The organism is Rhodohalobacter sp. (genome assembly GCF_034521535.1).
In the GTDB taxonomy this organism is placed as follows: domain Bacteria; phylum Bacteroidota; class Rhodothermia; order Balneolales; family Balneolaceae; genus Rhodohalobacter.
In genome coordinates, this window is sequence record NZ_JAXHMF010000006.1 from 701,249 (window position 1) to 712,709 (window position 11,461).

Sequence of the window (11,461 nt, forward strand, 5' to 3'; positions counted from 1 at the left end):
ATCATGGCTACATCCGAAGCATCCAATACCACATTTAGAAAAATTCAGGTTCGGCGCTACAAGCCGGAGGAAAATCCTGAGAAACATTATCTCAACGAAGAGAAGGGACTTTGGGCCTGGTTAACTACCGTAGACCACAAGAAGATTGGTCTAATGTACCTGGGGGCAATTGCGCTGTTCTTCCTTGTAGGAGGAATTCTGGCTCTGGTTCTCAGAACAGAACTTTGGTCACCCGCAAGGTCATTCCTGGAGGCCAATCAGTACAATCAGGTCTTTACCCTGCACGGGGCCATCATGATTTTCTTTTTCCTGGTCCCCTCTGTGCCAACAGTTTTGGGTAACTTTGTATTACCCCTTCAGCTTGGGGCAAAAGATGTGGCCTTTCCGCGATTGAACCTTGCCAGTTTCTACATTTACGTAATCGGTGCACTTTTTACGTTAACAGCAATCTTAACCGGCGGCGTTGACACGGGATGGACATTCTACACTCCATACAGTGCAACTACGGGCGGAAGTGTGATGATGATGACGTTAGGTATTTTTATACTTGGCTTCTCTTCTATTCTTACGGGTGTAAACTTTATCGTTTCGATCCATAAGCTCCGATCACCGGGTTTAACCTGGGCGAAATTACCGCTTAATTTATGGGCACTTTACGCTACTTCCATTATACAGGTTTTGGCTACACCGGTACTGGCCATTACCTTATTACTCCTAACCATGGAACGCGCATTGGGAATCGGAATCTTTGATCCCAACTTAGGTGGTGACCCCGTACTGTATCAGCATTTCTTCTGGTTCTACTCCCACCCAGCCGTATACATCATGATTGTACCGGGTTTTGGTATTGTTTCAGAAATTATATCCACCTTTTCCAAGAAAATCATCTTTGGTTACTGGGCTATCGCGCTTTCATCCCTGGCTATTGCGTTTATCGGATTCCTCGTTTGGGGTCACCACATGTTTACGGCAGGTCAGTCTTCACTGGCAAACATGGTTTTCTCCTTCTTAACATTTATGGTAGGTATACCGACCGGTATTAAGATTTTCAACTGGCTGGCTACCATGTATAAAGGCTCGATCGATTTAAAAACGCCCATGCTTTACATCATGATCTTCCTCTTCTTATTCACGATCGGTGGGTTTACAGGAATTATGCTTGGTGCTCTGTCCGTGGATATTCACCTGCACGACACCTACTACGTGGTTGCTCACTTCCACTATGTGATGGTTGGCGGTATGGTAATGGCTTTCCTCGGAGGTATTCACTACTGGTGGCCTAAGATGTTCGGAAAAATGTACAGCGAGATCTGGGCTCGAATTGCGGCCGCATTTATTTTCATAGGTTTCAACATGACGTTCCTTCCACAGTTTATCATGGGCTCTCAGGGAATGCCTAGAAGATATTTCAACTACATTGAACAGTTCCAGCCATTCCATCAAACATCAACGATTGGAGCCTACATCATGGGGGTTGGATTCTTTATTATCGCCGGCTACCTCCTCCACTCTCTGGTTAAAGGTAAGCGAGCAGGCTCAAATCCTTGGGGCAGCCGTGCACTGGAGTGGCAAACATCTTCACCTCCACCACTGCACAACTTCGATTACATACCGGTTATCATTAACGGGCCGTACGATTATCACAAACCGATGTCGGAATTCCAGTTAGGAGTTGCATCATCACACAACGGTCACCACGCAGAAGATACGGTGAACGTACCTGACACAGCATCAGAAAAAGCGTAATTCAAACGAATAAGAAATCAGAAATTATGTCATCAACTTCTGCTATTGAAGAAAAAAGGCTGGATCACGTTCAACATCACTTCGTTGACAGTGATCAACAGTTCGAAACCGCAAAAATGGGGATGTGGGTTTTTATTGTAACTGAAGTTCTCATGTTTGGTGGACTCTTTGCAGCTTATATCGCCTACCGGGCGTGGTATCCCGAACTCTATCTGGAGGCATCCACTCAACTCAATTCTTTCTGGGGTGCTGTGAATACCTTCGTATTGATTGGTAGTTCACTGACCGTAGCCATGGCAATTCGTTCTGCTCAGCTGAATCAGATCAAAGGGTTAATCATAAACCTTTACATCACCATCGGCTTAGCTTTGACATTTATGGTGATTAAGTTCTTTGAGTACTCACACAAGTTCCATTTAGGGATTTACCCCGGGGAATATTACACCTTCGAGGGAATTGCTCACGAAAAAGCAAACATCTTCTTTAGTATCTACTATATGATGACCGGGCTTCATGGAATTCACGTAACTGTAGGTATAGGGCTTATGATCTGGCTTGTTGTTAAAGCGAAGAAGAACGTATTTCACAGCGGGTACTACACACCGGTTGAAATTACCGGACTATACTGGCACCTCGTGGATATCATCTGGATCTTCCTGTTTCCTTTACTCTACCTGATCGACTAACTGAAAAAATTACTACACACTATTATGAGTGGACATCATATTTCATCAGCTAAATTTCTCTGGGGAATTGCCATCACCCTGTTTTTCTTAACATTCGTTACTGTTGGCGTAACATGGATTGAAATACCTGCACCTTGGAACGTGGTTGTAGCTATTGGAATTGCTATTGTAAAAGCATTACTGGTACTGCTCTTCTTCATGAATCTCTACTGGGACAGTAAATTCAACTCACTGTTGTTTGTCTTTTCAATCATATTCTTCCTTTTACTGATTGGAATTACGCTGTTGGATACAATGTACAGAGTTGATCCTGTTCCTTCGTTCTAAAGCAGACTTATACATTTTTATCAGGGCCGATTTCTTACGAGATCGGCCTTTTTTTATTTACATTTCAGACAGTAGAAAACAGAACTCAAATTGCAAAAGATGAATCGCTTGGAAATTGGAAATCTAGAATTATATCCCGTGGAAACCGGAAGATTCAAGCTGGATGGAGGCGCAATGTTTGGCGTTGTACCCAAAACACTTTGGAGCAGAATGATACCGGCTGATGATAAAAACCGCATTCCCATGGCTATGCGATGCATGTTGGTGAAATCGAAAAAAAGTGATCGTATCTATCTTATTGACAACGGATGTGGCAATAAGTTCAATGAAAAGATGGAAAAGATCTATTCACTGGACTACGACCACAGCAGCCTGATCGACTCTCTAAAGCAGCTGGACATTAGACCTGAAGAGATCACCGACATGGTCTTTACTCATCTCCATTTTGACCACTGCGGCGGTACTTCAGACTATGACAGTGACGGAAATCTTTTTGAGGTCTTTCCAAACGCAACCTATCACGTAAACAAACGGCATTGGGAAACGGCTACAAATCCAAATGATCGCGAAAAAGCGAGCTTCTTTCCGGAAAACATAAATCCTATTAAAAATAGCGGACGACTGAACCTTACCGACGACGGTGTAACGTTTGAGGAAGGTTTTGAAACAGTTGTAATGAATGGTCATACAGAAGGCCAACAGCTTCCGGTATTTACTGACGGTAATAAAACCATTGTCTACGCTGCTGATCTCTTTCCAACCTACGCACACGTGCCTCTCCCCTGGATTATGGGTTACGATATGAAGCCACTTCAAACTCTTGAAGAGAAGAAAGAGTTCTTTAAAAAAGCCATGGATCAATCCTGGTATATATTTATGGAGCACGACGCAGAACACGAAATAATCACGTTGAAAAATGAGGATGGAAAATATTCTATGGATCAATCCATGAAGATATCCGACATCGAATAATTATCCATTTATTCCGTTGATTTATGTGTCTGTCACAATATTTTTAAGCTTCAGTGCCTGAATGTCTCAAAACCCAAAAAACAAAACAGAGAACAAACTGGAAGAACTTCTCAAGTTCCTGAGAACACAACACGCCCGTTTGGGAAAGTTCAGAAGAAGAACCATTCTGTTTTCGATAATCGCAGTTCTGTTAGGCGGATTATCACTGTTCTTTATTTTTGAGAACTACCTCTATGCAGAATCCACTGTAAAAATAGTCTTTCTGCTGGCACTGGTTTTGGCTGCAATTTTTTCAGCATGGAAAATTAGGGAGAATTTTTCCATATACGCTTTTCAGAAATTTTACACTGATTTTTTTTCAGACACAGGACATGAAAAGCTACTGAGCGCTGTTGATCTGCATCTCTTTCCCGATCAGAAAGATTCTGTTTTCTACAGTGCAGCGGTAACGGAAAACCTCATAAACAGTGATCCCGCTAAAATTGAATCCGATCTTGAAAAGTATGTTCAACAAAAGACTGAATACAGATATTACAAACGGTCGATCCAGTTCTTTTTGGGCACCCTCCTGCTTTTTGGATCTCTTTCTGTAGCTCTTTCTGAGTCAGCGGCCAGAACATTTCAGTTTTGGGAGACTTTTTCCAAGCCCAACCCCTATCAATACACAATCACGCCGGGGGATGTGACTTTAGAGCACGGTTCTGTTTTTAGACCTGAAATAGATTTTACTGACGGAAATCAACCCGACCAGGTCCTGCTTTCATTCAAGACAGATGTAGAGGAAGAGTACAGATCGAGACAAGTTCAGAATATCGGGGAAAACAGATTCAGGCCTGCTGAGATAGAGCTCACCAATACGATTTCGTATCGATTTGAGATGGATGGATTTGTGAGTGACGAGTACGTGGCAGAAATCCGTCTGCAGCCCAGGTTCGAAGAGCTCATCGCTGAAGTAGAGCCGCCGGGATATACTCAACTTTCAAATACAGAAATAACGTATCCCTTCTCTGATATTTCCTTCTATCCGGGTTCTGAAATTTCATTTCGAGGCGTGACCAACAAAGAGCTCACTTCCATCACGGTGAATCGGACAGATGAAAATAAAGTACCTGAGATGGAATCTAACAATGGCAAAACTGAGATTAAGCTCACAATTACTCCCGTGAAAAACGATACGCTCTCGTTTGTGATGTCTGATATAGACAGTCTCCAGAACAGTAATCCATACCGGACAGTCTTAAAGATCACGGAAGACCGTCCGCCCGTTGTTTCCATTCTTGAGCCCACCGGTTCATTTCAAAGTTCAAATCCCGAGGTTCTGAACATCAGATACAGGGCAACAGATGACTTCGGACTGGTTCGGGCACAGTTGATGTGGGATCAACGCCGTGCTTTTGTTGAAACCCCGATTCAAGGCAGTGAAGCTTTATCGAGGCCGGGCAACGGATACACAGAAAACTATCAGTGGGAATTAAACAGTTTAGATTTGAGGCCGCGCGATGAAGTTCAATTCAGAATTCGTGTCTGGGATAATGACGAAGTATCCGGTTCTAAATACAACGATTCGAATGTTGTAACTCTTATTGTCCCCTCTCTGGCAGATAGCTTTGAAGAGCTTGATCGCAGGGAGCGCAACGTTCAGGATGAAATGGATGAGATTTCTGAAAACTTCAGAAACATGGAGCAGGAGTATGAAGATTTTCTGGAGAGACTCAGACAAAATCCTGAAGGTGGATTTGAGGAAGAGCAGATGCTGGAAGAGATCAGGGAACAGCAATCGGACATTGATGAAGCTGTAAAAGAAATGAGCGAACGCTTCGAACAGCTTCAGTCTGAGATTATGCAAAATGAAAATGTTTCGGAAGAGACTCAGAGAGCCTACCGTGAGCTTCAGCAGTTGATGAAGGAGCTGGATGATCCCGCACTTCGCGAGGCTATGGAAGAACTTCAAAGGGCACTTCAGAACATGTCTCCCGATGAAATTGAACAAGCTTTGGAAAACGTAAATTTCAATGAAAATCTATATAAAGAGCGCCTTGAACGTACCGTTGAGCTGTTTAAACAGCTCAAAATGAACAGCGATCTCGACAAGCTTGCCCGCCAATATGAAGATCTCTCCGATCGAATCAAGCCACAGGATAATCAGTCTTTGGAGAACCTCCAAAATGAACTGAAAAACAGTGATGAAGACATTGAATCTATCTCTGAGCAACTCGAAAATCTGGATCAAAATCCACCGAAAAGATCTGAGCAGCAGATCAGGCAGTTAAAAGAGGAGTCTCAGTCTCAGCTGAATGAAATCTCCGAAGAGTTGGAGGATCTGAACAGACAAACTGAAGATGAAAAAAGCAGTGGAAATGATCAGACCGGCGACGAAATCCAAAATGAACAACAGCAGATCAGTAATCAGCTTCAGGAACAGGCACAAAAAATAAGATCGGCCAGAAGTGAGATGAGCGGGCAGCAAATTCAGGTTAACATTCTAGCGCTGCAGCAATCGCTTTACACTTTGCTGGAGCTCTCTGATCTGCAGGAGTACATCACAAAAACAACCTGCCGAAACTCGAAGCAGAAGCCAGGGATTTGTTGATCTGGCACGAAATCAAAAGAATGTGGCTGACCAATTCTCTATAACTGCAGACACTCTATTCAAAGTTTCGTCTGAACTGCCGGGCGTACCCAATCAGATTAACAGAAAAAAAGCTGAGGTAGAGCGCAGTTTAAATCAGTCGCTTGATGAAATGGTTGAAAGAAATCAACGCAACGCTTCCATTTCATCAAGGGAAGCATTTGCCGGAATTAATGATTTGGCTTCCATGCTTGCGTCCCTCATTGATCAGCTCAAGGATCAACAGAACGGAGGCGGTGGCGGAGGAATGAGCATGCAGCAGATGGTGGAACAGATGCAGCAGATGTCAGGTGATCAGCAGAAGCTAAACCAGCAGCTTCAGCAGATGATCAACGACATGCAGGGCGACCGTCTGAGTCAGGAACAAACGGAAAGGCTGGATCAGCTTGCTCGTCAACAAAATGAAATCAGAAAGCAGCTGCGCGAACTGCAGCAAAGAGGAGCATTTGAATCCGGTGACCGCGTTTTAAGCGAGCTTCAGCGAATGATGGATGAAATGGAAGATTCTATTAATGATATGCGTGGCGGATTGACGGATCCCATTATGACGGAGAGGCAGCAAAATATTCTTTCCAGGATGTTAAATGCAGAGCAGGCTTTACAGCAGAGAGGAGAAAAGGATGAGCGGGAAGGAACGGCGTCATCTCAGTATGATCAAACCCTTCCACCTGAAATGACTTTGGAAGAGCTTGAACAGGAAATTCGAACCCGCCTGCAAGATCCTAACTACACACGTTTTTCCGAGTCGTTTCAGCGACTGATAGAAAAGTATTTCGAACAACTGCGAAGATTTGAAGAACAGCCCGGAAGACAGTGATTTTTAGGTCTAAAAGAGTAAAACCTTTGCCCCTCTTCCAACTCTTTTGCATTTTCAATTTTGTAAAGTTTTGACAACTAATCAGTACACATTATTCTCAAATGCCACATGAGCAAATCTGACCAAATATCGATTGATGACATCATCAATTACCTGAAAACCGAGCAAGAAATTTACGGGCCTTTTTCCATTTCAGACCGGGAGTTAGATCTGTCTGACCACCCGGCAGAAGTTAAAGAGTTAACTAGACAAGAGGATACCGAATCACCATCAGAAAATAAGACAGAAGCACTATCACCGGCCGAAAAGCTTGCAAGCGTGTTCTACATTGGATGATTTAGAACAACTCTGTAAAACGGCAGATGAACTTAGAACCGATCTTGAAAACACCAATTTAGTGTTCGGGGTCGGGAATCAAAATGCTGACTTGATGCTGATTGGTGAAGCGCCGGGCGAACAGGAAGATCAACAGGGTGAACCATTTGTTGGTGCTGCAGGCCAGCTTTTGAATAAAATTTTGGGTGCCATTAATTTTAAACGGGATGATGTTTATATCGCAAATATTTTAAAACACCGGCCGCCGGGTAACCGAAATCCAAAACCGGAAGAAGCTGAACGAAGCCTCCCCTATCTGAATAGGCAGATAGAACTGATCGATCCAAAAATTATTCTGTGTCTCGGTAAGGTTTCCGGACAGACTATGCTCAACCGGGATGATACTCTCAAAAATATGAGAGGAAAATTTCACAAATTTGGCAGTCGAGAACTCTACGTGACCTATCACCCGGCTGCTCTGCTCAGAAACTCACAGTGGAAACGTCCCACCTGGGAAGATGTACAAAACGTACGCAAACGGTATGATGAATTAAGTGGCAATCCTTAAAACAAAAATAAATTTTCGGCTGAAATCTTGGCTCACTTTTTTGTAGTTTATAAAGCCGGTCAAAGGGTAAATTACCTTCACTTGCGACTATTCTCTTATCAGTAAAATTCTTGGTTTAGCAATCTATGGCCAGTCAAAACGGCTCAAATTATCAAAACAGTAAAAAGAACTCTTCGGCTCCGCATGATGGCGGCAGAGTTCCTCCGCAGGCTGTTGAAATTGAAGAGGCGGTATTGGGTGCAATGCTCATCGAACATGAAGCGGCAACAATCGCCCTTCAGCTTCTGAAACCCAACGATTTTTATAAGCCGGCTCACAAACATATTTTTGAAACTCTTTTTGATCTCTATGAGCGCGACAATCCGCTCGACTTAATCACGGTTGAAAATGAGCTTCGCGATAAATCTCTTCTCGACAGTGTAGGAGGTGCCGGGTATCTGGCTGACTTGACCCGATCGGTAAGTTCAGCAGCCAGTGTTGACTATCACGCGCAGATTATTTCAGAGAAAGCAGTAAAGCGTAATCTGATCCTCAACTGCAACGAGATTATCAAAGCCGCTTACGACTCCACTACGGATGCTTACGATGTTTTAGACAACGCCGAGCAGAGTATTTTTGATATAGCCAATACAAAGAGCCGGGCCAACGCAACAAAGATTGGTGATGTGTTAAAAGACACTCTTGCTCACCTGGAAGATTTGAGAGGCAAACCTGCCGGAGTAACCGGTGTGCCTTCAGGACTGGATGTAGACAATTACACATCGGGTTGGCAGAAGGGCGATCTCGTCATTATTGCAGCTCGTCCATCGATGGGTAAAACGGCATTTACACTGACATGTGCCCGTAATGCGGCACTTCACCCTGATGAAAACCTGCAGGCCAATGTAGCTCTTTTCAGTCTTGAGATGTCTGCTCAGCAACTTGTTCAGCGTTTCCTAACTATGGAAGCCCGAATTGACGCACAGGCTGCCCGTACCGGCCGTTTGAAAGATGAAGATTTTAAACGCCTGATTGATGCGGCCAGTCGGCTTTTTACGGCAAATATTTTTATTGACGACACAGCCAGCCTTAGCGTAATGGAGCTTAGAACCAAGTGTCGCAGGCTTAAAAGCGAACACGATATCGGGCTGATTGTCGTCGATTATCTTCAGTTGATGACTGCCTCTTCAAAAGATATCGGCAACCGTGAGCAGGAAATTGCGACCATCTCCCGTGGACTGAAAGCACTTGCCAAAGAACTCGATGTTCCTGTCATTGCTCTTGCCCAGCTTAGCCGTGCAGTTGAACAGCGTGGCGGTGATAAACGGCCTCAGCTATCTGACCTTCGTGAGTCGGGTTCCATTGAGCAGGATGCCGATGTTGTCTGTTTTCTTTACCGTCCTGAATATTATGGAATTACCACAACGGCTGAGGGTGAATCCACGAACGGATTGGCAGAGCTGATTATCGGAAAGCAGCGTAATGGTCCGGTAGGATCTACCCGAATGTACTTTGTGAAAGAGTACGCCCGATTCGAGAAATTGACTCGCGTGGATAACAATCCATTTGGAGATTCTGATGACCAGAGCTCACTGCCTCCTCCACCGGATGCGGGTTCAGGAGGTGGCGATACAGGTGGAGCACCTCCACCCTTCAGCCCCGGCGGTGATGATGAAGCTCCATTTTAGATGCTGATATTGATTGTACAACGGGGCGCCTGCCCCGTTGAAGGAACCGGTAATAAATTACCGGCCAAACGTCGCTAAAGCTCTGTTTGCTAAACTCGTCTGTATTACCCATAAATGGGTATGCTTCTTAATCTGATTTACAGTTGAGATACACTTTGAGTTTTGTGAGAGAACCGAACTTTTATCTAATAGCTAGATGCTTCCAGGATCAAGCTCCTGCAAAGGAGCGATCAGATCATAACCCCATGCGGAAGCTTGGGGAGCCAAAACGCGACAAAGTCGCCCGCCGAACAGAGAGTGTTCTTACATGCAGAAAATAGATTTGAGGCGGTACTAAACCAATATTATTCGAAACCGGCACCAAATTACCGGGCAATCGTTGAGAAATTTATCAGACGTCTAAACATTTTTACTTTCATAGCTCAGTTTTTGACATAGTCGTCATACAAATTCTTGCAATCATATTTAAAACGATGCAACGCTTTCAGTTTGTGCGAGCTCATCAAATAGAGCATCGTACTTTCCGATCATTCGGCTCCAGTCCAGATGCTTATTGATATTTTGAAGGGATGATTTAGGCAGAGGCTGAGTTTCGCCTGTCAGCAGATCTTTGAGATATTTAAAAAGCTCATCCTCAGACTCATATAGCACAGAAGAGTGCAACAGCGGCCTGTGCAAACTCTCCGGTATCAGCTCCGGATAGTGCAGTTGATTGGGAACCAACGGGTGACAACCGCAATAGACAGCTTCCATAATTGCCACACAGAAAAACTCGTAGGTTGCCGTCGATACAACGATATCCCCTGAGTGCAGAAGCTGACTGTATCGTTCAGGATCGTCCACATAACCGAAGTGCGTAATCTGATCACCAAACCGTTTCCACGCCCGTTCAAACTCTTCCGGTTTATTGTGTTTTGTATCACCGGCCAATATCAGATCAAACTCAAGATCAATGTCGTTCAGGCGATTCAGCACTTTAAAAAACATGGTCGGATTTCGATCAAACTGCCACCTCTGATTCCAAACAATGACCGGCCGTTCATTCTCACTTCTGGTATCCGGTTGATTATCAAAATATTTCAGATCCAGTCCGGGATACATCACCATACTTTTGTCTTTGATCTGCTGAACGGTGTTGTACGTTTTGTCATCCGGGAAATTATTCAAAAAATCAGGAAGGGCTCCAAAAAGATCCTGCATGTGAAATTTGGAAGAGAAAAGAAGTTTATCGGCAGACAGCATGCTCAGATAGTTGATATGGCAATAGGTCAAATCTCGCTCCTCTCCTTCCGGCATCGGCTGGGTAAGCTGATTTTCGTGCATCACCATGATCTTGGGCGTGTGTGCAAATCTGGGATTTGTCAATGCTAAAAATGCCGGCAGGTTAGTCATACTGCTCACAAGCAACAGATCAATATCCTCCTCAACGTGACTTGCCATCTCAGCCATTTTCACAGAATCGCCATGCATTCTCCATTTCCAGCCTTTGTAGTTCAGGTTGATCGAGTAGATGTTATGACGAGAGTTCTCCTGTAAGCCTTTCAGAAAAGCTTTATGCGATCCGCTGTAAAATGGTTCAACTGCTAAAATATTCAATGTCTCAACCGTTTAGATTTGACCTGTTACTTTAAGCTGAGAATATAAAATAAAAAGATGGGATTATTGAGAAGGCATCAAAAAGAAAACCTGTCCGGTTACATGAATTGAACCGAACAGGTTTTAATAGTTACGTGC

The 11,461-nt window shown here is 44.0% G+C and carries 10 protein-coding genes; 9 read left to right on the plus strand and 1 reads right to left on the minus strand.

The genetic code is table 11. From position 1 onward, the window contains the following. The first annotated feature begins 3 nt into the window (after positions 1–3). From ctaD to dnaB, 9 genes are all read left to right on the plus strand, one after another. Positions 4–1,746 (plus strand): cytochrome c oxidase subunit I, encoded by a 1,743-nt coding sequence (gene ctaD / locus U5K35_RS15370; RefSeq protein WP_322572385.1) that lies wholly within the window; start codon positions 4–6, stop codon positions 1,744–1,746. A gap of 26 nt (positions 1,747–1,772) precedes the next feature. Further along, complete coding sequence (locus tag U5K35_RS15375; RefSeq protein ID WP_322572386.1) at positions 1,773–2,432, plus strand: cytochrome c oxidase subunit 3 family protein; 660 nt, start codon at positions 1,773–1,775, stop codon at positions 2,430–2,432. A gap of 24 nt (positions 2,433–2,456) precedes the next feature. Continuing rightward, the gene (locus U5K35_RS15380; RefSeq protein ID WP_322572387.1) at positions 2,457–2,759 is read left to right on the plus strand and encodes a cytochrome C oxidase subunit IV family protein; all 303 of its coding nucleotides are present in this window, start codon (positions 2,457–2,459) and stop codon (positions 2,757–2,759) included. Between the two features lie 99 nt (positions 2,760–2,858). Further along, positions 2,859–3,731 carry an MBL fold metallo-hydrolase gene (locus U5K35_RS15385; RefSeq protein WP_322572388.1) on the plus strand — a complete coding sequence of 291 codons (873 nt, stop codon included), beginning with the start codon at positions 2,859–2,861 and terminating at the stop codon, positions 3,729–3,731. Positions 3,732–3,792: 61 nt separating this feature from the next. Further along, entirely contained in the window at positions 3,793–6,321 is a 2,529-nt protein-coding gene (locus U5K35_RS15390; protein WP_322572389.1) for a DUF4175 family protein, read from the plus strand. Between the two features lie 22 nt (positions 6,322–6,343). Beyond that, positions 6,344–7,177: a hypothetical protein gene (locus U5K35_RS15395; protein ID WP_322572390.1), complete on the plus strand. Its 834-nt coding sequence runs from the start codon at positions 6,344–6,346 to the stop codon at positions 7,175–7,177. 108 nt (positions 7,178–7,285) lie between these two features. Continuing rightward, positions 7,286–7,513: a hypothetical protein gene (locus U5K35_RS15400; RefSeq protein ID WP_322572391.1), complete on the plus strand. Its 228-nt coding sequence runs from the start codon at positions 7,286–7,288 to the stop codon at positions 7,511–7,513. After that, positions 7,506–8,060, plus strand: coding sequence for a uracil-DNA glycosylase (locus U5K35_RS15405; RefSeq protein WP_322572392.1), 555 nt, complete (start codon positions 7,506–7,508; stop codon positions 8,058–8,060). The genes U5K35_RS15400 and U5K35_RS15405 overlap by 8 nt, the downstream gene beginning before the upstream one ends. 125 nt (positions 8,061–8,185) lie before the next feature. Then, positions 8,186–9,727: a replicative DNA helicase gene (gene dnaB / locus U5K35_RS15410; protein WP_322572393.1), complete on the plus strand. Its 1,542-nt coding sequence runs from the start codon at positions 8,186–8,188 to the stop codon at positions 9,725–9,727. A 465-nt stretch (positions 9,728–10,192) separates the two neighbouring features. On the opposite strand, the gene U5K35_RS15415 is transcribed toward dnaB, so the two are convergent. Then, complete coding sequence (locus tag U5K35_RS15415; protein ID WP_322572394.1) at positions 10,193–11,323, minus strand: tRNA-queuosine alpha-mannosyltransferase domain-containing protein; 1,131 nt, start codon at positions 11,321–11,323, stop codon at positions 10,193–10,195. Between the last annotated feature and the right edge of the window lie 138 nt (positions 11,324–11,461).